This is a genomic window from Mycobacterium zoologicum (assembly GCF_020181635.2).
GTDB lineage: Bacteria > Actinomycetota > Actinomycetes > Mycobacteriales > Mycobacteriaceae > Mycobacterium > Mycobacterium zoologicum.
The window spans coordinates 268,856-293,459 of sequence record NZ_JAYJJS010000002.1 but is presented as its reverse complement, the minus strand read 5'-3'; the positions used below and the strand labels follow the sequence as shown (position 1 = coordinate 293,459).

Below are 24,604 nucleotides of genomic sequence, written 5' to 3'. Positions count from 1 at the left end.
CCCCCCCCCCCCCCCCCCCCCCCCCCCCCCCCCCCCCCCCCCCCCCCCCCCCCCGACGGGGTGCGGGCGGCGGTGGACGCGTTGTCGAACGGGCATCCGGTCACCCGCGTCGACGGTGGCCGGGAGGCGGTATGGCGGATCGCGCCCGAGGACGAGCACGCCGCGTCGTTCTACCGCAACTCGGTGATCCACGCCTTCCTGGAGACCTCGATCGTCGAGTTGGCACTGGCGCACGCGGGCCGCGGTGAAGGCGACCGGCTCGACGCCTTCTGGAACCAGGCGATGCGGCTGCGGGACCTGCTGAAGTTCGACTTCTACTTCGCGGACTCGGCGGCGTTCCGCGAGAACATCGCCGAAGAGATGTCCTGGTTCTCCGACTGGGAAGCCCGCGTGTCGGCCGGCGGCGCCGAGATCGACGGGCTGCTCTCGCAGAAGAGCCCGGTGATGTCCGATGTCATGTTGCGGGTGTTCTTCGAGGCGTATGCGATCGTCGCCGATGTGCTCTGCGATGCGCCGGCCGACATCGGCGAGAAGGAGATGATTCAGCTGGCGCTCGGCGTCGGCCGTCAGTACGTGGCGCAGGGCCGGGTCCGCAGCAGCGAGTCGGTGTCCACCCTGTTGTTCGCCACCGCCCGTCAGGTGGTCGCCGACCAGGGCCTGTTGGGGAACTCCCCGGACCTGGCCGAACGCCGCGTCGCGTTCCGCAGCGAATTGCGCCGCATCCTCAAGGATTCCGATCACATCGGCCGGATCGCCCGACGGGAGTTCTTCGCCCGGGACGCCGAGGTGCGGCGACAGCGAGCGGCCCGCGATGACCGCTGACACCGCGACGCCCCGGCAGGGGTATCTGCCGGTGCTGTTGGGGGCGGCGCTGCTGGCCGGTGGCACGGCCGCCGGTATCGGAGCGCTGTCGCTGGCCGACGCGCTGACCGCCACCGGTCTGCCCGATCCGGGGCCGGCGACCACCCTGGGGCTGCCTTTCGTGCGCGCTGCCGGTGAGATCGCCGCGGTGCTGGCGGTCGGGTCGTTTCTGCTCGCGGCGTTTCTGGTGCCCCCGCAGGACAGCGGTGTCCTCGATGTCGCCGGCTATCGCGCGCTGCGGCTGGGCACGGTGGCGTCGGGCGTGTGGGCGGGTTGTGCGGCGCTGCTGGTTCCGCTGACCATCTCCGACGTCTCCGGGCATCGGCTGTCGGAGTTCCTCGACCCGGTACGGACGTGGTCGCTGGCCGGCATGGTCGACACCGCGTCGGCATGGCGCTGGACGGCGTTTGTGGCCGCGGGGGTGTTCCTGCTGAGCAGGTCGGTACTGCGCTGGTCCTGGACGCCGCTGCTGCTGGCCGGCTCATTGCTGACGCTGATCCCGTTGGGGCTGACCGGGCATTCGGCCGCCGGCGGCTCGCACGACCTGGCCACCAACAGTCTGCTGATCCACCTGGTGGCCGCCGGCCTGTGGGCGGGCGGACTGCTCGCACTGCTGGTACACGCGCTGCGCGGCGGCGAACACGCCGATCTGGCGGCGCGGCGATTCTCGGCGCTGGCGCTGTGGTGCTTTGTGGCCATCGGGCTGTCCGGTGTGCTCAACGCGCTGGTGCGGCTGACCCCCGCAGACCTGCTGACCAGCCCGTATGGCCGGCTGGTGGTGGTCAAGTTCGTCGCGCTGTGCCTGCTCGGTGTGCTCGGCTGGCGTCAGCGCCGGCGCGGGGTGGCGGCACTGCGCCAAAACCCGGACGAGCGCGCCCCGCTGATCCGGCTGGCCCTGATCGAGGCCGGGATCTTCGCGGCCACCTTCGGTGTCGCGGTCGGGCTGGGGCGCACCCCGCCGCCACCGCCGACGGTGCTGGACCCGTCTATCCCGATGGTCAAGATCGGCTACGACTTCGCCGGGCCGCCGACGGTGGCACGGATCCTGTTCGACTGGCGGTTCGACCTGATCTTCGGGACCGCTGCGCTGGTGCTGGCGGCGCTCTACGTGGGCGGGGTGCTGCGGCTGCGACGACGCGGCGACGCCTGGCCGGCCGGACGGACCACCGCCTGGCTGCTGGGCTGCCTGACGCTGCTGTTCGCCACCTCGTCGGGGACCGGGCGCTACATGCCGGCGATGTTCAGCATGCACATGATCGTGCACATGCTGGTCTCGATGCTGGTCCCGATCCTGCTGGTGCTCGGTGGGCCGACCACTCTGGCGCTGCGGGTGCTGCCGGCCGCCGGCCGCGGCGAGCCGCCCGGCATGCGGGAATGGCTGCTGGCCGCACTGCACAGCCGGGTTTCGCGCTTCCTGACCAATCCGATCATCGCGGCGGTGATCTTCGTCGTCGGCTTCTACGGCCTGTACTTCAGTACCCTGTTCGACTCGATCGTGGGCAGCCACGCCGGCCACCTGGCGATGAACGTGCACTTTCTGCTCAGCGGCTATCTCTTCTACTGGGTGGTGATCGGCGTGGATCCCACACCGCGGCCCCTCCCGCCGATCGCCAAGGTGGCGGTGGTGTTTGCTGCGTTGCCGCTGCACGGGTTCTTCGGGGTGCTGCTGATGGGCCTACAGAAGGTGCTGGGCGAATGGTTCTATGGCCCGTTGAATCTGCCATGGCACACCGATCTGGCCGGCGATCAGCGTCTCGGCGGTGGCATCACGTGGGCGGCGGGGGAGCTGCCGCTGCTGTTGGTGATGGTGGCGCTGCTGGTGCAGTGGCATCGCAGCGATGAGCGGACGGCCCGGCGGCTGGACCGGGCCGCCGACCGTGACGACGATGCCGAGTTGGCGGCCTATAACGCGATGCTGGCCGAAGTGGCCCGTCGCGAGCGTTAACCGAGCTGGCGGCGAGGACGGCGCTGCTCGCTTGAGTCCATAGTGGTAGCAGTCGAACCCAAGGAGACCGTTCATGACCGCACGTAAAACCATCGTGATCACCGGAGCCAGTGACGGAATCGGCGCCGTGGCCGCCCGCGCCCTGGCCGGGCCGGAGGTCGACCTCGTCGTCGTCGGCCGGTCGGCGCAGAAGCTGGCCCCGGTCGCCGCCGATACCGGTGCCACCGCGTTCACCGCGGACTTCGCCCGACTGGATGAGGTCCGCACCCTGGCTCAGCGGATCCGCGAGCACGCCGGCACCATCGACGTTCTGATGAACAATGCCGGCGGCATGTTCTCGCCGTCGCTGCGCACCGCCGACGGCCACGAACCCAACTTCCAGATCAACCACCTCGCGCCCTTCCTGCTGACCCACCTGCTGCGCGACCGGCTCGCCGCAGCCGACGGCGCGCTGGTGCTCAACACCTCCAGCGTCGGAAACCTGTTCGGGCACATCGACCTCGGCGACTTGGACTACCGGCGCCGCCGTGCTCTGGAGGCGCGTGCCTACGGTTCGAGCAAGCTGATGAACATCCTGTTCACCCGGGGCATCGCCCAGCGCTGGACCGACGACGGGATCATCTCGGCCGCAGTGCATCCCGGTCCGGCGGCGTCCAGCTTCGGCAGGGATTCGCGGTTCGTGGGCCTGCTCTATCGCACCCCGCTGCGCCACCTCGGGACGATCACCCCGGCCCAGGGCGCCGCACCGCTGATCGAGCTGGCCCGGCGCGGGGCGGACCCGGCGATCAACGGCGTCTACTTCCACCGCCATCGCGCCGAAGGCCGGGAGAACCGTCAAGCTCACGACCAGAAGCTGATCGACGGGCTATGGGAGATCTCCACCGGACTGGTCGGCCTGGACTGATCGCCACGGCTGGTTGCCGGTGCTTATGTCCGATCGGACCGCCCGGCCTCGGCAATCGCGTCGGCCTCCTGTTGGGTGGCCACCGACGGCCCGGAGCCCGGCAGTCTCTTGCCCGCCATCTCCGGGGTGAAACACAGCGTGATCGCGCCGACGATGCCCGCGCACATCAGGATGTAGGCCGGCACCATGACGTTGCCGGTGCCGGACACCAGCGTTTCGGCGACCAGGGGAGTGGTGCCGCCGAACACCGAAACCGAGATGTTGAAGCCGATCGCCACCGCGAAATAGCGCACCTTGGTGGGGAACAGGGCCGGCAGCGTCGACGGCGTGGTGCTGTAGAAGCACAGCAGTGCCACACCGATAATCAGCACCCCGAGCAGTCGCAGCGGATAGTTTCCGCCAGACCGGATCAACAGGAAGGCCGGCACCGATCCGACGATCAGCAGCCCGGCGCCCGTCCACAGGATCGGCTTGCGGCCTATTCGGTCGGACAGCGTGGCCATCGGCATCACCGCGACCAGCATCACGATCAGCGCCACCACGATCATCGCCAGCCCGTGACTGCCACGGATTCCGCCGACCTGCTTGAAATACGTCGGCAGATATCCGGTGAGCATGTAGTTGGTGACGTTCTCGGCCAGCACCAGACCCATGCAGATGAGCAGGCCACCGCGGTGTCGAACGACGATCCGCCGGAACTGCTGCCACCCGTTCGTGTGCGCTTCGTCATGGTTCTCGTTGAGTTCTTCGTAGGCCGGTGATTCATCGATCCGCAGCCGCATGTACAGCGTGACGATGGCCAGTGGCACCCCCAGCAGGAAGGGCACCCGCCAGCCCCAGTGCAGCATGTCTGACACCGGCAGTTGGGATTTCATCAACGTCACCACCGAGGCGCCGGTGATGTAGCCGCCCAGCGTGCCCAGCGGCAGGTATCCGGTCAGCGCGCCACGGCTGCGGTCCGGGGCGTGTTCGCTGACGTAGGTCATGGCGCCCACGTACTCACCACCGGTGGAGAAGCCCTGCAAGATCTTGGTGACGATCAGCAGGACGGGAGCCCAGACCCCGATTTTCTCGTAGGACGGCAGCAGTCCGGTCACGGTGGTGCCGATCGCCATCAGGGTGACGGTCATGATCAACACCCGCTTGCGGCCGATGCGGTCACCGAGCGCGCCGAAGACGACTCCGCCCAACGGCCGCACCGCGAAGGCTGCCGCCAGCGTGCCGAAGGTGGCGATCAGGCCGACTGCGCTGGAGCTGTCATTGGGGTAGAACACCTGCGCGACCGTGGTGGCCAGGAAGCCGTAGATGCCGAAGTCGTACCACTCCATGAAGTTTCCGACAGCGGTGCCTGCGATCGACCGACGCATCGATTTCGGATCCGAGACTCGGATGTCGTCGCGTGCCCACTGTCGGCGGCGGGTGTGTGCACCGCCGCCGGATCGGCCCTTGGTATCCACTGCAAGCAACGTATACCAACTCCGGACGGAGTTCCGGGTGGGATCGGGCGCCCTGTCGGTTTTGAGCGAGCCCTCTACGATGGCGGGCATGCGCAGGCTCCCCGTCGTCGTGACCGTTGCGAGCGCCGCCGCTGCCCTGGTCGCCGGTTGTTCACCCACTCCGTCCGAGTCGGTTACGACGACGTCCGGTATCTTGTCTTCGTCAGCGCCGTCCTCATCAGCGAGGTCGACGGCGGCGCCGGTACCTGCATCGACATCTCCCGCGACGACCACTCCGACGCCGGCGAAGAAGGCCAGTGAGCCACTGCCGGACGCCTCGGCGATCCTCAAGGAATCCGGCACTGTGACAGCAGAACTGGACAGCGTGCATCTGACCATGTCGGTGTCCGGCAATATCGAGAATCTGCCGATCATCGCGCTCGACGGCGATGTCACCCGGGTGCCCGACTCCGCGGCCAAGGGCTACGCCAAGATCGCCTACCGCGGCGGCCCGGCCTACGTCCGGTTCGTGATGTTCGGCGGCGATCTGTACGTGTCGCAGGAGCCTCGCCGGTGGGTCGACTACGGGCCGGCGGAGAACTTCTACGACGCGGCGAAGATTCTCAGTCCGGACACCGGACTCGCTGACCTGCTGACCGACTTCATCGATCCCGAGGTGTCGGGCCGCGAGACGATCGACGGCGTGCACACCGTCCGGATCACCGGCGAGGTTTCGGCGGCGGCGGCGAAGAAGATCATGCCGCAACTACACGCCGGGAAGCGCACGCCGTGCGCGGTCTGGATCCAGGAGACCGGCGATCACCAGCTGGTTCAGCTGCAGCTGGCCTCCGGCGCCGACGACGACGTGCAGATGACCTTCTCGAAGTGGAATGAGCCGGTGACCGTCGGCAAACCCCGGGTCTAGCGACCGGCTTCGGGAGTTATCCCCAGTTCGCCCTTCTTCCACGATCGCCCGTGCGCGGGGCGGTCGACCCGACCCGATTGTCGGGCTGTCTCGGCTCAATGGGTGCAGCGCCGGCGGGATCGCCCCGCCCGCCTTCAGGAAGGAAGCACACCATGTACGAGACAATGCTGACCGTGGTCGGCAACATCGCGACCGACCCCGTCCGCCGCCGGGCGGGGGAGCACGAAGTGATCAAGTTCCGGGTCGCCAGCAACTCGCGGCGGCGCAACCCCGACGGCAGCTGGGAGACGGGCAACTCGTTGTTCGTCACGGTCAACTGCTGGGACAAGCTGGTCGCCGGGGTGGGTGCGTCGTTGAGCAAGGGCCTGCCGGTGGTCGTGGTCGGCAACGTCTTCACCAGCGAGTACGAGGACAAGGACGGCGCGCGCCGGTCCTCATTGGAGATGCGAGCGACGGCGGTGGGTCCCGACCTGGCGCGTTGTTCGGCTCGGGTGGAGAAGTTCATCGCGGTCGGGCCCGACATTCCGCCGGCCGCTGCGCCCGTCGTCGAGGCCGACGAACAGGAGCCCGATGCCGATGACGCCGAGATGGACGGGATGGCGCTGACCGCCTGAGCGCAGCCGACGGCCGGGTGCGGCCACCCCCTAGGATGGTCGGCGAGTAATTCCGCGAGACCAGGAGGCGACACCCCGGCATGGCTGAGTTCATCTACACGATGAGGAAGGTCCGCAAGGCGCACGGCGACAAGGTCATCCTCGACGACGTCACGTTGAGTTTCCTGCCGGGAGCCAAGATCGGTGTGGTCGGCCCCAACGGCGCCGGCAAGTCGAGCGTCTTGCGGATCATGGCGGGTCTGGACACCGCCAACAACGGCGACGCGTTCCTGGCCCCGGGGGCCAGCGTGGGCATCCTGCAGCAGGAGCCGCCGCTGGACGACACCAAGACCGTCCGGGAGAACGTCGAAGAGGGCGTGCCGATCAAGGCCAAGCTCAATCGGTACAACGAGGTCGCCGAGCTGATGGCCACCGACTACTCCGACGAGCTGATGGAGGAGATGGGCAAGCTCCAGGAGGAGCTCGACGCCGCCGACGCCTGGGACATCGACTCGCAGCTCGAACAGGCGATGGACGCGCTGCGCTGCCCGCCGCCCGACGAGCCCGTCACCCACCTCTCGGGGGGCGAGCGCCGGCGGGTGGCCCTGTGCAAGCTGCTGCTGGCCAAGCCCGACCTGCTGCTGCTCGACGAGCCCACCAACCACCTCGACGCCGAGAGCGTGCTCTGGCTCGAGCAGCACCTGGCCTCCTATCCGGGCGCGATCCTGGCGGTCACTCACGACCGCTACTTCCTGGACAATGTGGCGCAGTGGATCCTCGAACTCGACCGAGGCCGGGCCTACCCGTATGAGGGCAACTACTCGACCTACCTGGAGAAGAAGGCCGAGCGCCTCGAGGTGCAGGGCAAGAAGGACCAGAAGCTGCAGAAGCGGCTCAAGGACGAACTCGCCTGGGTGCGTTCGGGCGCCAAGGCTCGGCAGGCGAAGAACAAGGCCCGCCTCGGCCGGTACGACGAGATGGTCGCGGAGGCCGAGAAGACCCGCAAGCTCGACTTCGAGGAGATCCAGATCCCGACCCCGCCGCGGTTGGGCAGTGTGGTCGTCGAGGTGGAGAATCTGGACAAGGGCTTCGATTCGCGCCAGCTGATCAAGGATCTGTCGTTCACGCTGCCGCGCAACGGCATTGTCGGTGTGATCGGCCCCAACGGCGTCGGTAAGACGACCCTGTTCAAGACCATCGTCGGTCTGGAGGAGCCGGACAGCGGCACGGTCAAGGTCGGTGAGACAGTCAAGCTGAGCTACGTCGACCAGTCCCGCGCGGGTATCGACCCGAAGAAGACGGTCTGGGAAGTGGTCTCCGACGGGCTGGACTACATCCAGGTCGGACAGAACGAAATCCCCTCCCGCGCTTACGTTTCGGCGTTCGGATTCAAGGGCCCCGACCAGCAGAAGCCGTCCGGCGTGCTCTCCGGTGGTGAACGCAACCGGCTGAACCTGGCGTTGACCCTCAAAGAGGGCGGGAACCTGATCCTGCTTGACGAGCCGACCAACGACCTCGATGTCGAAACGCTCAGCTCGCTCGAGAACGCCCTCGAACAGTTCCCCGGGTGCGCCGTCGTCATCAGCCACGACCGCTGGTTCCTCGACCGCACCTGCACCCACATCCTGGCCTGGGAGGGTGACGACACCAACGAGGCCAAGTGGTTCTGGTTCGAGGGCAACTTCGGTGCCTACGAGGAGAACAAAGTGGAACGGCTCGGCGCCGATGCGGCCCGTCCGCACCGAGTGACCCACCGCAGACTGACCCGCGACTAATGTGAACCCGGTAGCGGCAGCTGCCGGAACTCACGCGGGGCGGGGAGGGTTCAGATGACGGGGTCCATTCCACACGGATCGATGGCCTGGACACGTTTCACCGATCCATCCGATGTTCCCGAGTGGGTAGCCGCCGCCTACATCGAGAGCTATCGCGGCCCGCACAGCGACTCGCTGGGCGTCGATGACTCAGAAGCCGACTCGGCCGGCCGTGCCGCGGCGGCCGCAGTGGTTACCCCGGCGGTGCTGGCCGCCCACGCGCGGTTGGCGCGCGAACGCCCGGGTGCGGCAACCAGGGTCGCTGTCTACGCCGCCGACGATCCGGCCGGCTTCGGCCCGGCGCTTCAGATGATCACCGAACACGGCGGCATGCTGATGGACTCGGTCGCGGTACTGCTGCACAGGCTCGGGGTCGCCTACCTAGGGATCATGACCCCGGTGTTCACCGTGCAGCGCGATGCCGCCGGTGAATTGTCCAGTGTGGAGCCGAATTCCGCGGGCTTGAGCGGCGGTTCGAGCCTCGCCTCACCAGGCACCGAAGCCGGCGCCGAGACCTGGATCCACGTCCAGCTCTCGCCGTCGGTCAGCCACGGCACCCTGACCGAGATCGAGCAACTGCTGCCGCATGTGATGGCCGATGTCCGTCAGGTCGCCGCGGATTCCACCGCGATGCGCGAGGCGCTCGACGCCCTGGCCGCTGAGGTCGAAGCCGACGCGCACGGTCACTACGACGCCCCGGACCGTAACGAGGTGGCCAAACTGCTGCACTGGCTGGCTGATGGGCATTTCGTACTGCTCGGCTACCAGCGCGGGGTGGTGCAGGACGGGCGGGTGCTGGTCGAGGACGCCGACCGGATGGGGGTGCTGCGGGTGCGGGCGTCCTTGCGGCCCAGGCTCACCGGCGACAAGTTGCTCACCCTGGCGCAGGCCACCGTTCCCAGCTACATGCGGTTCGGTTCACGCACCTACGTCGTGGTGATCCGGGAGGACACCGGCGAGAGCATCGTCGCGCATCGCTTCGTGGGGTTGTTCACCGCCGGAGCCATGAACGCCGACGTCTTCGAGATACCGGTGATCTCCCATACCGTGCGCGAAGCGCTCGCTCTGGCCGAGAGCGAGCCCGGCCACCCCGGTCAGCTACTGCTCGACATCATCCAAACCGTCCCGCGCTCAGAGCTTTTCGCGGTCGACGCCGCCCAGCTTCTCAAGATGGCGATGGCGGTCTCGGATCTGGGGTCGCGGCGCGGTGCGCTGCTGTTCCTGCGCGGTGACCGAACCGGGCGATTCGTGTCCTGCTTGGTCTACCTGCCGCGGGACCGCTACACCACCCCGGTCCGGCTGCAGATGGAGGACATCCTGGTCGGTGAGTTCGCCGGGACCGGCGTCGAATACAGTGCCCGGGTCAGCGAAGCCCCCTGGGCGCTGGTGCATTTCATGGTCCGGCTCTCCGACGAACCGCAGGCGCGCACCGTCGACGTCTCCGAGGCCAACCGGGTTCGGATCCAGGGACGGCTGACCGAGGCCACCCGCACCTGGGCGGATCGGATGGTCGGCCTGGCGGACGGTGCGCTGACCGAGGCGCAGGCGCAGCACTACGCGGGGGCGTTCGCCGAAACCTATAAGCAGGCGGTCACGCCGGCCGAAGCCGTCGATGACATAGCAATCATCGAGCAGTTGTCGGACGACTCGGTGAAGTTGGTGTTCACCCACTACGGCGAGGCCGACGGAAGTCAGTTGGCCTGGTTTCTCGGCGGGCACGGCGCGTCGTTGAGTCAACTGCTGCCGATGCTGCAATGCATGGGGGTGGCGGTACTCGACGAGCGGCCATTCACCGTCACCCGCGCTGACGGTCTACTGGTGTGGATCTACAAGTTCAGGGTGTCGGCGCACCCCAGCATCGATATCCCGGAGACCGGAGCCGAACGCGACGCCGCCGAGCAACGCTTCGCCGACGGTGTCACCGCGATCTGGGAGGGCAGAGTCGAGGTCGACCGGTTCAATGAGTTGGTGCTGCGAGCCGGACTGACCTGGCAGCAGGTGGTGGTGCTACGCGGCTACGCAAAATACTTGCGCCAGGCCCGTTTTCCCTACAGCGAGAGTCACATCGCATCGGTGCTCAACGAACATCCGGGGACCGCGCGGGCATTGGTGGAGTTGTTCGAGGCGCTGTTCGTCCCGTCCCGGCCGGCCGGCGGCCGTGATGCGCAAGCCGCTGCCGCGGCTGTCTCGGCCGGCATCGACGCTGTGGTCAGCTTGGACACCGACCGGGTGCTGCGCGCGTTCGCCTCGCTGATCCAGGCCACCATTCGAACCAACTACTTCATCACCCGACCCGATTCGGCTCGCGCGCAGAACATTCTGGCGTTCAAGCTCGAGGCGCGCCTGATCGACGAACTTCCCCTGCCGCGTCCCAAGTTCGAGATATTCGTGTACTCACCACGCGTCGAGGGGGTACATCTGCGATTCGGCTTCGTGTCCCGCGGCGGGCTGCGCTGGTCGGACCGGCGGGAGGACTTCCGCACCGAGATCCTCGGGCTGGTCAAGGCCCAGGATGTGAAGAACGCCGTCATCGTCCCGGTCGGGGCCAAGGGCGGATTCGTGGTGAAGAACCCGCCGCTGCCCACCGGTGACGCCGCGCTCGACCGTGACGCCACCCGCACCGAAGGAGTGGCCTGCTACCGGCTGTTCATCTCCGGACTGCTGGAGATCACCGACAACGTCGACCACGCCACCGGTGCGATCAGCACGCCGGCGCAGGTGGTGCGCCGCGACGGCGACGACGCCTACCTTGTGGTGGCCGCCGACAAGGGCACCGCCAGTTTCTCCGACATCGCCAACGACGTCGCGAAGTCCTACGGATTCTGGCTCGGCGACGCCTTCGCCTCCGGCGGCTCGGTCGGCTACGACCACAAGGAGATGGGCATCACCGCCAAGGGTGCATGGGAGGCGGTCAAGCGGCACTTCCGGGAGATGGGCGTGAACACCCAGACCGAGGAGTTCACCGTCGTCGGTGTGGGGGACATGAGCGGCGACGTATTCGGCAACGGAATGCTGCGCAGCCGACACATCCGGCTACTGGCTGCGTTCGACCACCGGCACATCTTTCTCGACCCCGATCCGGACCCGGCTCACTCCTTCGCTGAACGGCAGCGGATGTTCGACCTGCCCCGATCCAGTTGGGACGACTACGACAAGTCGCTGATCAGCGAAGGCGGCGGCATCTACCCGCGCGATCTGAAATCGGTTCCGGTCAGTCCACAGGTGGTAGCGGTGCTGGGTCTCGACGAGGGCACCACCGAGCTGACCCCGCCGGCACTGATCCGCGCGATCCTGCGCGCGCCGGTCGACCTGCTGTTCAACGGCGGCATCGGCACCTACGTCAAAGCCGAGACCGAATCCGACGCCGACGTCGGTGACCGCGCCAACGATCAGGTCCGGGTCAATGGAAATCAAGTGCGCGCCAAGGTGATCGGCGAAGGCGGCAACCTGGGCGTCACGCCGCTGGGCCGCGTCGAGTTCGACCTGGCCGGCGGCCGGATCAACACCGACGCGATGGACAACTCCGCGGGGGTGGACTGCTCCGACCACGAGGTCAACATCAAGATCCTGATCGACTCCCTGGTCACCTTCGGCAAGGTGGACCCGGCCGACCGGGCGCAGCTGCTGGCGTCGATGACCGACGAGGTCAGCGCGCTGGTGCTCGAAGACAATGCCGCCCAGAACGATCTGATGGGCACCAGCCGCGCCAACGCCGCCAGCCTGCTGCCGGTGCACGTAGAGCAGATCCGGCACCTGGTCGCCGACCGCGGCCTCAACCGGGAGCTGGAGGCGTTGCCGTCGGAGAAGGAGATCATCCGCCGCGCCGACGCCGGGCTGGGGTTGGCCTCACCGGAGCTGGCGACGCTGATGGCCCACGTCAAGCTGACCCTCAAGGCCGAGGTGCTGGCCACCGACCTGCCCGATCAGGAAGTGTTCGCCGCCCGGCTGGCGCAGTACTTCCCGAGTGCGCTGCAGCAGCGCTTCGCCGACGAGATCCGCTCGCACCAACTGCGCCGCGAGATCGTGGCCACCATGCTGATCAACGATGTGGTGGACACCGCCGGAATCACCTACGCCTACCGGATCACCGTGGATGCGGGCGTCGACCTGATCGATGCGGTGCGGGCGTATGTGGCCACCGATGCGATCTTCGGGGTGGGCGAGTTGTGGCGCCGGATCCGGGCGGCCGGTGAATGCGACGGACTGCCGGCCGCGGTGACCGACCGGATGACGCTGGACCTGCGGCGGCTCATCGACCGGGCCGGGCGCTGGTTGCTCAACTATCGACCGCAGCCCCTGGCGGTGGGTGCGGAGATCAATCGGTTCGCCGAGCAGGTGCGGCTCTTGACGCCGCGGATGGCCGAGTGGCTGCGCGGCGCCGACGCCGACATCGTCGCCAAGCACGTCGGTGAGTTCAGGGCGCAGGGTGTGCCCGAGGATCTGGCCGCCGACGTCGCCGTCGGCCTGTATCGCTACAGCCTGCTCGACATCATCGACATCGCCGACATCGCCGAACGCGATGCCGCCGAGGTGGCAGACACCTACTTCGCTTTGATGGATCGGCTCGGCACCGACGGACTGCTGACCGCGGTCGCCGAGCTGCCCCGCGCAGACCGTTGGCATGCGTTGGCGCGGTTGGCGATCCGTGACGACATCTACAATTCGGTGCGAACGCTGTGCCGGGATGTGCTGGCGGTCGGAGAACCGGACGAGGACGGGGTGCAGAAGATCGCCGAGTGGGAATCGACCAACGGGTCACGGGTGGAGCGGGCGCGGCGCACGCTGACGCAGATCTATGACTCCGAGCAGCGGGATCTGGCCACGCTGTCGGTGGCGGCGCGGCAGATCCGCAGCATGACCCACGCCAGCGGTCAGGTATCGGTTTCATGACCGCCAAACCAGGTTTCGTCGCGGCGGTTCCGGTGCGCTGGTCGGACATCGACATGTACCAGCACGTCAACCACGCGGTGATGGTCACCATCCTCGAAGAGGCGCGGGTGCCGTTCCTGTCACCGGCGTTCGCGGTCGACATCACCACCACCGGCCTGCTGATCGCCGAGGTGAAGATCGGCTACAAAGGCCAACTGCGGCTGATGGATTCGCCGCTGCAGGTGACGATGTGGGTGTCACGGCTGCGGGCGGTGGACTTCACCATCGGCTACGAGGTCCGCTCGGTGCACGCCGCGCCGGACTCCAAGCCCGCGGTGATCGCCGAGACCCAGCTGGCGGCGTTCAGCATCGACGAGCAGAAGCTGGTGCGGCTGTCGCCGGAGCACCGGGCCTACCTGGAGAAATTCGTGCACTGAGCTGCAACAGGCATCGAAATGTCGATAAAGTTTGGCGCACCATGAGCGACGACGCCAGTTCTCTTCCCGCGGAGGCACGGGCCCGTGTGCTCATCGACCAGCAGCTCACCCAGGCCGGTTGGCAGGTTCAGGACAAGAAGAACCTCAATCTGTTTGCCGGTCAGGGAATCGCGGTCCGCGAGGTCATCATGAAAGCCGGGCACGGCCGGGTCGACTACCTGCTGTACGTCGACAAGGCCGTCGTCGGCGTCATCGAGGCGAAACCGGCAGGCACGCCGCTGTCGGGAGTCGAATGGCAGTCGGCCATGTATGCCGACGGGCTCCCCGCAGACGTGCGGCTCAAAGCGACGACCCGGGACGGCCGGCTACCGTTCGTCTTCGAGGCATCGGGCGTCGAAACCCACTTCACCAACGGTTTCGACCCGGCGCCGCGGGCCCGGCTGATCTTCAACTTTCCGCAACCGGCCACCTTGGCCCGAATCCTGCGGGACGCGCAGAATCCGCGCGAGCGCCCGACGTGGCGTGCCAAGGTCCGCGACCTGCCGGCTCTGGACACCACCGCGCTGCGCCCTGCACAGATCACCGCCATCAACGGCGTCGAAACCAGCCTGGCCGATCAGCGCTTCGACCGGTCCCTGGTACAGATGGCGACCGGCGCCGGTAAGACCTATACCGCCGTCACCGAGGCCTACCGGCTGCTCAAGCACGGTGGTTTTCACCGAGTGCTGTTCCTGGTCGACCGGAACAACCTCGCCGATCAGACGCTGGCGGAGTTTCAGAACTACCGCACCCCCGACGACGGACGCCGATTCACCGAGCTCTACAACGTCGCCAAACTGTCCAGTGCGGGGCTGCTGGGGTCGACCAAGGTGTCGATCTCGACGATCCAGCGGGTCTACAAGTTCCTGAATGAGGGTGAAGTCAGCGACGCCGACGATCCCGGCCTCGACGAGTTCACCCCGGACGTCCCGGTGACCGTCGCCTACAGCGCCGCCCTTCCCCCGGAAACGTTCGACCTGGTCATTGTGGACGAGGCCCATCGCAGCATCTACGGAGTGTGGCGCGGGGTTTTGGAGTATTTCGACGCCCACATCGTCGGGCTGACCGCCACCCCGGGCAAGCAGACCTTCGGGTTCTTCCGGCAGAACCTGGTCTCGGAGTACACCTATCCGGAGTCGGTGGCAGACGGTGTCAACGTCGACTTCGACATCTACCGCATCCGCACCAAGATCAGCGAGCAAGGTAGCCGGATCGACGCCGGAACCATCGTGCCGAAAGTCGATCGCCGCACCCGTGTGCAGCGCCTCGAAACCCTTGATGAGGACCTGGAATACGGCACGACCGACCTCGACCGCAATGTCACCACCCCCGATCAGATCCGCACCGTGTTGGAGACCTTCCGGGACCGGTTGTTCACCGAGATCTTCCCGGGGCGCTCCACCGTGCCCAAGACGCTCATCTTCGCCAAGGACGACAACCATGCCGAGGAGATCGTCACCCAGGTCCGGCAGGTGTTCGGCAAGGGCAACGACTTCGCCGCCAAGATCACCTACAACGCCCGCAATCCCAAAGAACAACTCCAGGCGTTGCGCACCAGCCCGGCCCTGCGGATCGCGGTCACCGTCGACATGATCGCCACCGGTACCGACGTCAAACCGCTGGAATGCGTGTTCTTCATGCGCGATGTGCGCTCCGCCCAGTACTTCGAGCAGATGAAAGGTCGTGGGGCGCGCACCATCGCCTCCGCCGACTTTCGGTCGGTCACTCCCGATGCCGACAACAAGACCCGATTCGTCATCGTCGACGCGGTCGGGGTCACTGAGCATCCGTTTGTCGAGCCGCCGTTGAACCGGCAGAAATCGGTGAGCCTGAAGAAGCTGCTGGACAAGGCCGCCGCGCTGACCCTGACCGAGGACGAGGCGGCCACGCTGGCGTCGCGGCTGGCGAAGCTCGAACTCGACCTCACCGATGAGGAACGCCACGAGCTCGACGACGTTGCCGGGCGGTCTGTGCGTGACATCGTGCGGTCCCTGGTCGGCGCGGTTGATCCGGCGACGACCTCAGCGGAGGTCATCGAGCGGGCCGTTCAACCCATTGCGTCAAACCCGGAGCTGCGCAACCGGATTCTGGAGCTGCGCCGTGCCCATGATCGGGTGATCGATGAAGTCAGCAGCGACGAGCTCCTGGAGGCCGGCGGGGTGGTCGACACCGAGCGGGCCCGCTCGATCGTGGAATCCTGGCAGGCGTACCTCGATGAGCACCGCGACGAGATCACCGCGATTCAGCTCGGTTACGAGGCCGGTCAGCAGCGCATCGACTTCGCGCACATCCAGGGACTGGCGGTCCGGATCGCGCGCCCGCCGCACAACTGGACGCCCGAAATCCTCTGGGATGCCTACGCGGCGGTCGACGCAGCCAAGGTGCACACCTGCGCGACCCATACCCTCACCGACCTGGTGTCGTTGATCCGGTACACCGTCGGCGTCGACGACGAACTGGTTCCCTACGGTGAGCGGGTGCGCGAGAGGTACGCGGGCTGGCTGGCCCAGCAGCAACAGGCGGGTGTGGAGTTCAGCGCCGCCGAACGCTGGTGGCTGGACCGGATGGTGGCGGTGATCGCCAGCTCCGCGGGCATCCGCGTCGAGGATCTCGACGACGCACCGTTCAGCGAGCGCGGCGGAACCGACGGGGCGATAAGGGATTTGGGGGAGCGGGCGGGAGAGTTGGTTGACGAGTTGAATGCGGAGCTGACGGCGTGAGGTGGCCGTTGGTGCAGCTCGGGGATCTCATTGAGGATATCACCGCAGGCAAATCGTTTGGCGCTTCAAACGCGCCTGCGGAAGAAGGGCATTGGGGCATCATCAAGGTAAGTGCGATGACGTGGGGCAAGTTCAAACCAGAGGAGAACAAGGCCGTACCGGCCGAGCTTGCAGACCCGAGGTTTGAGATTCGCGAAGGTGATCTACTTGTAAGTCGGGCCAACACAGCCGAATATGTGGGAGCCAGCGTCCTTGTCCCCGCTGTTCGCCCGAAGCTACTTCTGAGCGACAAGAGCCTTCGACTGACGCCCAAGTCCAGCGTTCACCCGGAGTGGCTCTGGTACACGCTACAAGCACCCGCGGTTCGCAGTCAGATTCGCGAATTAGCCACTGGTACAAAAGATTCAATGCGCAATATATCGCAGTCAGCTTTGCGCACGATTCAGATCCTGTTCCCGCCGCTCGACGAACAACACCGCATCGTCGACCTCCTCGAAGACCACTTGTCGCGTCTCGATGTGGCCGGGATTGGAATCGCTAGATCGATCAAGCGCCTCGACGTGCTGCGTGGTGCAGCACTCGCTGAGTGTGTATCCGAGGCTGAGTCCGCTGCTGACTGTCGGATCATGGAACTCGGCAATCTTGGCCGGGTAGCAACTGGGGCGACACCGCTCAAGAGCAACAAGGCCTTTTACGACAACGGCACAATACCTTGGATCACCAGTGGCGATCTTCATCAAGGCCATATCACCGAGGCGTCGCAATTCGTCACTGAGCGTGCTTTAGCGGAGACCAGCCTTAAGCTCTTTCCGGCCGGTTCCATCTTGGTTGCGATGTATGGCGAAGGGCGTACGCGAGGCACCGCTGCGCACCTAGCGATTGCGGCAACAACGAACCAGGCTTGCGCTGCAGTGATAGTTCAAGAGCCCGAGCTTCGGCCATGGATACGTCTGGTGCTTGACGCTAACTATGTCGGACTGCGGCGAATGGCTGCCGGCGGAGTCCAACCGAATCTCAACTTGTCCCTGGTGCGTGCCATTCAGATCCCCGTGCCGGGTGCGCGTGTACAGGAGCAACTGCTGGCTAGGATGCTTGAGATCGATACTGCGCGTGAGCGTTTGAAACGTTCGTTGGACGCTGCGCATGCCCGGGGCCTGAATCTGCGGAGTTCCCTCCTCGCCGCAGCCTTCTCCGGCCGCCTGACAGGCTCACCCTTTGACCTGTCAGCGATTGACGAGACGATCAACGCATGAGCGGCAAGCAGATCAAGCTGTTCCTCGTCGACGGCACACCCGGCGGATTGACCACGGCGGAGATCACCAACTGGACCGGCCATGTGCTCTCTGGCAGCCGTTCGGACCTGGCGGATCTGCTCAAGCGTGACGAAGCCCAACGCACCGGGGCCTACATCCTGCTGGGTGATGACGAGGCGGCCGTCGGCAACACCCGCTGCTATATCGGGGAAGCCGACATCGTCGCCGAACGGCTGCGCTATCACCAGCGGGAGAAAGATTTCTGGGACCGGGTGGTGGTCATCACGTCCAAGGACGCCAACCTGACCAAGGCCCACGGCCGTTACTTGGAGTCTCGGCTGATCGCGTTGGCGACACGCGCCGGCCGGGTCACGCTGGAGAACGGCACCGCTCCCGCGCTCCCGGCGCTGCCCGAGGCGGACGCCTCGGATATGGACTATTTCGTGTCCCAGCTGCAGATCGTGCTGCCGGTGCTCGGCGTCAACGCCATCCGGGTTCCGGTGGCCAAACCCGTGGCGCCCGCGGCTTCCCCAGCGGCCGAATCACCGATCTTCCGGCTCCGGCACGCCAAGCTCGGCGTCGATGCGCAAGCCCAGCAGATCGACGGGGAGTTCACCGTGCTGCCGGGTTCGCTCGTCGTCGGGGCCTGGCACGGCGTCGGCAAAGCCGACAGCACCATGAAGGCCTACGCCTCCTATCGGGCTCAGCACGAGCAACTCATCGCCAACGGCGCCATCGCGGTCGACGGTGCGATCGGCCGGATCACCCGTAGCGTCGTGTTCACCTCCCCATCGACCGCCGGTGCCGTCGCGCTGGGCCGGTCCTGCAACGGCCGGCGCGAGTGGATCTCGTCGGAAGGGACCTTCGGCGCGTGGGAGAGCCGGGGGGTCGAGTAGTGCCGGCAGCGTTGGGCAGCGGCACCGACCTGTCGGAGGCGACTGCCACCATGTGCAAACGGGGTGCAGTTCGACGACGAGGGCAAAACAGCGTGGACGGTCCGCAGGTACATGGCGAGGTACCGGAGCAAAAGAATTGCCCCGGCGCGGCGACCGCGGGAGCGGCCTCGTCCGGGGCTTACCGTAATCAGGATACCCTCGCCGATGGGGCCGCGCCAGCGTCCGTCGATATCACTGAGTTGAGCAGGCTACTGAGCGCGGGTCGGCTTGCGACGTATATCGATGCATGCGGAGGTAACCAGGAAAGGGCCTTGCGGTTGTACGCCTGGAACGTGGCAGTGGCGTCGGCGTTCTGGGGCGGGTTCAATGTGCTCGAAGTCGCGGTGCGCAATGTCATCCACAGCCAACTGGCGCGACTTGCCGGGCGGGAGGACTGGTGGACCGGAGGACTTCGTTTGCATCCGTTTGAGCAGCAGCGCATCGCGGACGCGATTTCGACGGCGCGACGGGCGAAAGGTGACAGGATGCTGCCCGGGCATGTGGTCGCCGAGCTCAGCTTCGGCTTCTGGACGGGTTTACTCGCCAACCGCTATCACCAACGACTGTGGGTACCCGCGCTGAGCCAGGCATTTCCGTGCCTGACGGGCCCGCGCCGTGAGCTGCATCGCCAGCAGGAGAGTCTGCGCAAGCTGCGCAATCGGATCGCCCACCATGAGCCGATCTTTGGCAGGGACCTCGCTGCAGATCACGATCGACTCATGAGCGTCTTGAGTGCGATTTCGCCTGCCGCAGTTGTGTGGGTTCAGAGCAACTCACGCGTCCCCGATGCCCTCGCCGGCCGCACGTCAGTGACGACTGGCGTTGCAAGCAGCACATTCTAGGAAGAGGCGGCCATATGGCGACCGACAATGATGATGTCAGGGTTACAACAGCGTCTGATTCGCGTCGTCTTGTCGACAAGCTCTGGTCCTACTGCAATGTGCTGCGCGATGACGGCGTCGGCGTCATCGAGTACACCGAGCAGCTCACGTACCTGTTGTTTTTGAAGATGGCGCACGAGCGGGCCACCCGAAAGCTCAACCCGCAGCAGATCGTTCCCAGCGAGTACTCGTGGCAGACGCTCCTGGACGCCGAGGGCACCAGACTTGAGGTCAAATACACCGAGATCCTGGTCGCTCTCGCCCAGCAGCCCGGCACGCTGGGCACCATCTTCCGCAAGGCGCAGAACAGGATTCAAGACCCGGCAAAGCTCAAACGGCTGATCGTCGATCTGATCGACAAAGAGAACTGGTCAGCGTCGGGAACCGACCTCAAAGGCGACGCCTACGAGTCGCTGCTGGCCAAAGGCGCCTCCGACAAGGGCTCCGGAGCCGGTCAATATTTCACCCCGCGCGATCTGATCCGGGCGATCGTCGACGTGATTGACCCCACGGCCACCGACACGGTCGTGGACCCGGCCTGCGGCACCGGCGGTTTTCTGCTGGTCGCCCACGAACACGCCGCGAGCGATGCCGACAACCTCACCCCGCCGCAGCGCAAGCATCTGCGTGACGACTTCGTCTCCGGCTACGAGCTGGTCGACGGCACGGCTCGGCTGGCCGCGATGAACCTGCTGCTGCACGGCATCGGCACCGCCGACGGCGACTCACTGATCGACGTGCGAGATGCCCTGGTCGCCGACCCCGGTCAGCGTTGGTCAGTGGTGTTGTCCAACCCGCCCTTTGGCCGCAAGTCCTCGCTGACGATGGTCGGTGCTGACGGCCGCGAGGTCCGCGAGGACATCGAGATCGAGCGGCAGGATTTCGTCGTCACCACCAGCAACAAGCAGCTGAACTTCTTGCAGCACATCATGACGATCCTGGACATCAACGGCCGCGCCGCCGTCGTCCTACCTGACAATGTGTTGTTCGAGGGCGGTGCGGGGGAGACATTGCGGCGGAAATTGTTGGCCGACTTCGATCTTCATACGATGCTGCGTCTGCCCACCGGGATCTTCTACGCCCAGGGCGTCAAGGCCAATGTGCTGTTCTTCGACAAGAAGCCCGCCTCCGAACAGCCCTGGACCACCAAACTCTGGGTGTACGACTTGCGTACCAACCAGCATTTCACGCTCAAGCAGAACCCGTTGCGCCGCCAGCACCTCGACGAGTTCGTCGATCTCTATCTCAGTGGCAAGCCACGCGACGAACGTGTCGAGTCGGAGCGGTGGAAGGCGTTCAGCTACGACGAGGTGATCGCCCGCGACAAGGTGAACCTCGACATCACCTGGCTGCGCGATGATTCACTGGAGGACACCGACAACCTGCCGGCACCCGAGATCATCGCCCGCGAGATCGTCGAAGACTTGACCGCTGCCCTTGCTGAGTTCGAGGCGGTGGCGGCGGCTCTGGAGGCTGCGGCGAACGGGCCGAGGTAGCGGGGTCAACCGTTGGTCAGCATGGCGTCGAGCAGGCGGTGCACCACGTTGCTCACCTCGGCGCGCGTCTGCTCGGGGTCGTCGGCTGTCGCGATCAGCATCGCGGCCTCGTCCAGTGCGCCGATCAGTACGTGTGCCAGCGCGCGGACCGGCTGTTCGGGGAGTTGCCCGGCTTTCATCGCCTCGCTGAGCAGTTGCTCGGTCATGCCCAGGCTGTAACGCTGTGCCACATCGCGAAAGCCGTCCCAGCCCAGGACATTCGGGGCGTCGAGCAGGATGATCTGGCGTACCTCGGGGTCGTCGGCCACTACCAGCCAGCTGTCCGCCGCCGACCGCAACGCGGCGGCGGGAGTGGTAGCAGCGGAGGCGGCCACCGCATCGGCAAGGCGCGCCATGATGTCCGCCTCGACGGCCTCCACGACCGCCAGGAACAGCGCCGCCTTGTCCGGGAACTGGTGATACATCGCGCCGCGGGTCACGCCGGCGGCCTCGGCGATCTCGGGCGTGCCCACGGCGGCATACCCGCGCGCCCCCCACAACGTGCGGGCAGCGCTGGTCAGCGCAGCGCGAGTGGCGGCCGAGCGCTCGGCCTGCGTCCGACGCTTGATTTCCGTACAGGCTGTCGGTAAGTTATCGGCAGGTTGCACGTAACTATGTTAGGAGCTTCCCATGCCCACCGTTGACATTGACGCCGGAACCATTCACTACGACACCGCGGGCCCGCAGGACGGGCGCCCGGTGTTGTTCGTCCACGGCTACGCCATGGGCGCCTCGCTGTGGGGGCCGCTGAGCGCACGCCTGGCGAAGCAGAATCTGCGCTGTATCGCCCCGAACTGGCCGCTGGGCGCGCATCCGCAGGCGCTGCGGGCCGGCGCGGACAGGACCTTGCCGGGGATCGCCGCGATGGTCGACGCGTTCATGGGTGCGCTCGGCCTCGAGGACGTGGTGTTGGTGGGCAACGACACCGGGGGCCTGGTCAGCCAACTGGTCGCAGTCGACCACCCGGACCGGCTCGGGGCGTTGGTGTTGACCAGCTGTGACGCCTTCGAGCATTTCCCGCCGCCCATCATCAATCCGTTCATCGTGGCCGCCAAGACCGCGTTCACCTTTCGGGTTGCGCTACAGCCGATGCGGCTGCGCGCGTTTCGGCACTACGCCTACGGGAAGCTGGCGCACCGCGACATCCATGACCTGGTGCGCGAATGGGTCAAACCCGCCCTGCGCGACGCGGCGGTCGCCGAGGACCTCCGTCACCTCACCAAGTCGCTCAACCAGCAGACCTCCCTCGATGCCGGGGCGCGACTGTCCGGGTTCACCAAACCGGCCCTTGTCGCCTGGTCCGCCGACGATCTGTTCTTTCCGGTCGAAGACGGCAGGCGAGTGGCCAAGACCTTGCCCGACGCGCGGTTCGAACTCATCGAGGGCGCGCGAACCTATTCGATGATCGATCAACCGGACCGGCTGGCAGATCTGGTCGCCGAATTCGCCAGTGCCGCAAGTGGTCCAGGGGCCCGTAGTCGACTCTGAGGTGACCCGGCTGTTCAGATCAGCCAGGCGGCGGTGTTCGGTGCCAACTCGGCGCCGGACAGCGGCCCGCTGATGAGCAGCAGCTCGCCGTCGGGCAGCGCCACCGGCTGCGAACCGGTGTTGAGCACGCAGACCAGGGTGCCGCGCCGGAACACCACGGCGCCCTCCGGTGCCGGCAACCACTGCAGCCCGGCATCGAATCCCGCCTGCTCCCGGCGGATTTGGAGTGCCCGCCGGTACAGCGACAACGTCGATTCGGCGTCGTCGAGCTGGCGCTGAACGGTCAGCGACACCCAATCAGACGGCATGGGCAGCCACGTCTCGGCCTGCTCGGAGAAGCCGAACGGCGGTGTGTCGCCTGCCCACGGCAGCGGCACCCGGCAGCCGTCGCGCCCGCGTTCGGTGTGCCCGGAGCGCTCCCAGACCGGGTCCTGCAGCGCGGCGTCGGGCAACTCGACCTCCGGCAGCCCCAACTCCTGGCCGTTGTAGACGAACACCGTGCCCGGCAGCGCCAGCAGGACCAGTGCCATCGCCCGCGCCCGGGCCGGGCCGACCGCGCCGTCGCCGTACCGGGTGACCGACCGCTGCACGTCGTGGTTCTCCAGCGCCCAGGTGGGGTTGGCGTCGACCGAGGCGACGGCGGCCAGCGAGTTATCGATCGCGTCGCGGATCTCGCCGGCGTCGAAGTCGGCCTGCAGCAGCCGGAAATTGAAGGCCAGGTGCAGCTCGTCGGGCCGCAGGTAGGCGGCGAACTGGGCGTTGTCATGCACCCAGACCTCACCGACACTCACCGCGCCCGGATAGTCGTCGATCACCCGGCGGATCGCGCGGTGGATCGCATGGACGCCGGGCCGGTTGAACCGCGGGTCGTCATCCTGATGGGTGAGCAGCTTGATGTCGGTGACGGGCATGTCCGGCAGGCCGGGCGGCTTGGCCATGCCGTGCGAGACGTCGATGCGGAAGCCGTCCACCCCGCGGTCCAGCCAGAACCGCAGGGTCTTCTCGAAGTCCGCCAGCACCTCGGGGTTGTCCCAGTTCAGGTCCGGTTGCTGGACGTCGAACAGGTGCAGATACCACTGACCGTCGGGCACCCGGGTCCAGGCCGGCCCGCCGAACACCGATATCCAGTTGTTGGGCGCCTGCTCCCCGTCCGGTCCGCGGCCATCGCGGAAGAAGTAGCGGTCTCGGGCGGGACTGCCCGGCTTGGCTGCCAGCGCCTCGACGAACCACGGATGCGCCGAACTGGTGTGGTTGGGCACCAGGTCCATGGTCAGTTTGAGTCCGCGCTCATGGGCGGCCGCGACCAAGCGGTCCAGCGCCGCCAGGTCCCCGAACAGCGGATCGATGTCGCGAGGGTCGGCGACGTCGTAACCGTGGTCGGTCATCGGCGACACCATCACCGGGTTGAGCCAGAGCGCGTCGACGCCCAGCTCGCGCAGGTAGTCCAGGTGCGCGGTCACCCCGTCCAGATCACCCACCCCGTCGCCGGTGCTGTCGGCGAACGAGCGGGGATAGACCTGGTAGAACACGCAGCCTTCCCACCACGGGATACGGTCGCCGGTGCCCATCAGATCGGCGCGTTGACCAGAAAGTCCGCCACCGTGTGCAGGTAGTCCAGCAGCTCGGCGCGGTGCGCGTCGTCGAGGGTCTCGCGGTCGACCTCGCCGACCGCGGTCACCATGCAGCGCAGCCACGCGTCGCGTTGCAGCGGGCCGATCCGGAAGGGAATGTGCCGCATTCGGAGCCGCGGATGGCCACGGAGATCGCTGTAGGTGCGCGGGCCGCCCCAGTACTGCTCGAGGAACATCCGCAGCCGATCCTCGGCGCCGTCCATGTCGTCGTCGGGGTACATCGGCCGCAGAATCGCGTCCTGGGCCACCAGTTGATAGAACCGCGACACGATCGCGTGGAAGGTGTCCGCACCACCGACGGCGTCGTAAAAGGAGAGTTCTTCTATCGGCTGCATCGC

Annotated in this window: 18 protein-coding genes and 1 pseudogene; 15 read left to right on the top strand and 4 right to left on the bottom strand. The window is 66.6% G+C overall.

Annotated features, from left to right (window positions below; translation table 11 throughout):
* The 3 genes and pseudogenes from K6T84_RS02890 to K6T84_RS02880 all read left to right on the top strand — a co-directional run.
* Positions 1–822: pseudogene (locus tag K6T84_RS02890) on the top strand (glycerol-3-phosphate 1-O-acyltransferase); the annotation flags it as partial.
* The gene (locus K6T84_RS02885) at positions 812–2,806 is read left to right on the top strand and encodes a bifunctional copper resistance protein CopD/cytochrome c oxidase assembly protein (protein WP_224865131.1); all 1,995 of its coding nucleotides are present in this window, start codon (positions 812–814) and stop codon (positions 2,804–2,806) included. The pseudogene K6T84_RS02890 and the gene K6T84_RS02885, both read left to right, overlap by 11 nt.
* A gap of 73 nt (positions 2,807–2,879) precedes the next feature.
* Positions 2,880–3,710 (top strand): SDR family NAD(P)-dependent oxidoreductase, encoded by an 831-nt coding sequence (locus K6T84_RS02880; protein WP_224865132.1) that lies wholly within the window; start codon positions 2,880–2,882, stop codon positions 3,708–3,710.
* Positions 3,711–3,733: 23 nt separating this feature from the next.
* Here K6T84_RS02880 and K6T84_RS02875 read toward each other — a convergent pair whose 3' ends face one another.
* On the bottom strand, positions 3,734–5,077 hold the full coding sequence (locus K6T84_RS02875) for an MFS transporter (RefSeq protein WP_224865724.1): 1,344 nt from the start codon (positions 5,075–5,077) through the stop codon (positions 3,734–3,736).
* A 237-nt stretch (positions 5,078–5,314) separates the two neighbouring features.
* Between K6T84_RS02875 and K6T84_RS02870 the strand changes: the two genes are divergently transcribed.
* The 11 genes from K6T84_RS02870 to K6T84_RS02820 all read left to right on the top strand — a co-directional run bounded on the left by K6T84_RS02870 (position 5,315) and on the right by K6T84_RS02820 (position 21,108).
* Entirely contained in the window at positions 5,315–5,467 is a 153-nt protein-coding gene (locus tag K6T84_RS02870; protein WP_224866110.1) for a hypothetical protein, read from the top strand.
* Between the two features lie 4 nt (positions 5,468–5,471).
* Positions 5,472–6,071, top strand: coding sequence for an LppX_LprAFG lipoprotein (locus K6T84_RS02865; protein ID WP_329786635.1), 600 nt, complete (start codon positions 5,472–5,474; stop codon positions 6,069–6,071).
* 152 nt (positions 6,072–6,223) lie between these two features.
* On the top strand, positions 6,224–6,685 hold the full coding sequence (locus K6T84_RS02860; RefSeq protein WP_224865133.1) for a single-stranded DNA-binding protein: 462 nt from the start codon (positions 6,224–6,226) through the stop codon (positions 6,683–6,685).
* An 80-nt stretch (positions 6,686–6,765) separates the two neighbouring features.
* Positions 6,766–8,439, top strand: a complete 1,674-nt coding sequence (gene ettA, locus K6T84_RS02855; protein WP_224865134.1) for an energy-dependent translational throttle protein EttA — start codon at positions 6,766–6,768, stop codon at positions 8,437–8,439.
* A gap of 54 nt (positions 8,440–8,493) precedes the next feature.
* Complete coding sequence (locus K6T84_RS02850; protein ID WP_225401737.1) at positions 8,494–13,368, top strand: NAD-glutamate dehydrogenase; 4,875 nt, start codon at positions 8,494–8,496, stop codon at positions 13,366–13,368.
* A complete protein-coding gene (locus tag K6T84_RS02845; RefSeq protein WP_225401738.1) occupies positions 13,365–13,784 on the top strand; it encodes an acyl-CoA thioesterase in 420 nt (139 codons plus the stop codon). The genes K6T84_RS02850 and K6T84_RS02845 overlap by 4 nt, the downstream gene beginning before the upstream one ends.
* A gap of 41 nt (positions 13,785–13,825) precedes the next feature.
* Positions 13,826–16,543: a type I restriction endonuclease subunit R gene (locus tag K6T84_RS02840; protein WP_225401739.1), complete on the top strand. Its 2,718-nt coding sequence runs from the start codon at positions 13,826–13,828 to the stop codon at positions 16,541–16,543.
* Between the two features lie 11 nt (positions 16,544–16,554).
* The gene (locus K6T84_RS02835) at positions 16,555–17,796 is read left to right on the top strand and encodes a restriction endonuclease subunit S (protein ID WP_225401740.1); all 1,242 of its coding nucleotides are present in this window, start codon (positions 16,555–16,557) and stop codon (positions 17,794–17,796) included.
* Complete coding sequence (locus K6T84_RS02830; protein ID WP_225401741.1) at positions 17,793–18,692, top strand: GIY-YIG nuclease family protein; 900 nt, start codon at positions 17,793–17,795, stop codon at positions 18,690–18,692. The genes K6T84_RS02835 and K6T84_RS02830 overlap by 4 nt, the downstream gene beginning before the upstream one ends.
* A gap of 332 nt (positions 18,693–19,024) precedes the next feature.
* Complete coding sequence (locus tag K6T84_RS02825) at positions 19,025–19,573, top strand: hypothetical protein (RefSeq protein ID WP_224865151.1); 549 nt, start codon at positions 19,025–19,027, stop codon at positions 19,571–19,573.
* Between the two features lie 14 nt (positions 19,574–19,587).
* Positions 19,588–21,108 (top strand): class I SAM-dependent DNA methyltransferase, encoded by a 1,521-nt coding sequence (locus K6T84_RS02820; protein ID WP_224865152.1) that lies wholly within the window; start codon positions 19,588–19,590, stop codon positions 21,106–21,108.
* A 5-nt stretch (positions 21,109–21,113) separates the two neighbouring features.
* Here the strand turns inward: K6T84_RS02820 and K6T84_RS02815 are convergent, their stop codons facing one another.
* Positions 21,114–21,755: a TetR/AcrR family transcriptional regulator gene (locus K6T84_RS02815; protein ID WP_224865153.1), complete on the bottom strand. Its 642-nt coding sequence runs from the start codon at positions 21,753–21,755 to the stop codon at positions 21,114–21,116.
* 22 nt (positions 21,756–21,777) lie between these two features.
* Between K6T84_RS02815 and K6T84_RS02810 the strand changes: the two genes are divergently transcribed.
* Positions 21,778–22,635 carry an alpha/beta fold hydrolase gene (locus K6T84_RS02810; RefSeq protein WP_224865154.1) on the top strand — a complete coding sequence of 286 codons (858 nt, stop codon included), beginning with the start codon at positions 21,778–21,780 and terminating at the stop codon, positions 22,633–22,635.
* A gap of 14 nt (positions 22,636–22,649) precedes the next feature.
* Here K6T84_RS02810 and K6T84_RS02805 read toward each other — a convergent pair whose 3' ends face one another.
* Both K6T84_RS02805 and K6T84_RS02800 read right to left on the bottom strand, forming a co-directional pair.
* Complete coding sequence (locus K6T84_RS02805; protein ID WP_225401742.1) at positions 22,650–24,203, bottom strand: glycoside hydrolase family 13 protein; 1,554 nt, start codon at positions 24,201–24,203, stop codon at positions 22,650–22,652.
* Entirely contained in the window at positions 24,203–24,601 is a 399-nt protein-coding gene (locus tag K6T84_RS02800; RefSeq protein WP_225401743.1) for a globin, read from the bottom strand. Before K6T84_RS02800 ends, K6T84_RS02805 begins: the two co-directional genes overlap by 1 nt.
* Positions 24,602–24,604 lie beyond the last annotated feature (3 nt).

Coding starts and splice junctions, on each gene's coding strand:
- K6T84_RS02805 (WP_225401742.1), bottom strand. CDS start 24,203: ATGGGCACCGGCGACCGTATCCCGTGGTGGGAAGGCTGCGTGTTCTAC.
- K6T84_RS02880 (WP_224865132.1), top strand. CDS start 2,880: ATGACCGCACGTAAAACCATCGTGATCACCGGAGCCAGTGACGGAATC.
- K6T84_RS02850 (WP_225401737.1), top strand. CDS start 8,494: ATGACGGGGTCCATTCCACACGGATCGATGGCCTGGACACGTTTCACC.
- K6T84_RS02830 (WP_225401741.1), top strand. CDS start 17,793: ATGAGCGGCAAGCAGATCAAGCTGTTCCTCGTCGACGGCACACCCGGC.
- K6T84_RS02845 (WP_225401738.1), top strand. CDS start 13,365: ATGACCGCCAAACCAGGTTTCGTCGCGGCGGTTCCGGTGCGCTGGTCG.
- K6T84_RS02810 (WP_224865154.1), top strand. CDS start 21,778: ATGCCCACCGTTGACATTGACGCCGGAACCATTCACTACGACACCGCG.
- K6T84_RS02840 (WP_225401739.1), top strand. CDS start 13,826: ATGAGCGACGACGCCAGTTCTCTTCCCGCGGAGGCACGGGCCCGTGTG.
- K6T84_RS02860 (WP_224865133.1), top strand. CDS start 6,224: ATGTACGAGACAATGCTGACCGTGGTCGGCAACATCGCGACCGACCCC.
- ettA (WP_224865134.1), top strand. CDS start 6,766: ATGGCTGAGTTCATCTACACGATGAGGAAGGTCCGCAAGGCGCACGGC.
- K6T84_RS02875 (WP_224865724.1), bottom strand. CDS start 5,077: ATGCGTCGGTCGATCGCAGGCACCGCTGTCGGAAACTTCATGGAGTGG.
- K6T84_RS02885 (WP_224865131.1), top strand. CDS start 812: ATGACCGCTGACACCGCGACGCCCCGGCAGGGGTATCTGCCGGTGCTG.
- K6T84_RS02820 (WP_224865152.1), top strand. CDS start 19,588: ATGGCGACCGACAATGATGATGTCAGGGTTACAACAGCGTCTGATTCG.
- K6T84_RS02800 (WP_225401743.1), bottom strand. CDS start 24,601: ATGCAGCCGATAGAAGAACTCTCCTTTTACGACGCCGTCGGTGGTGCG.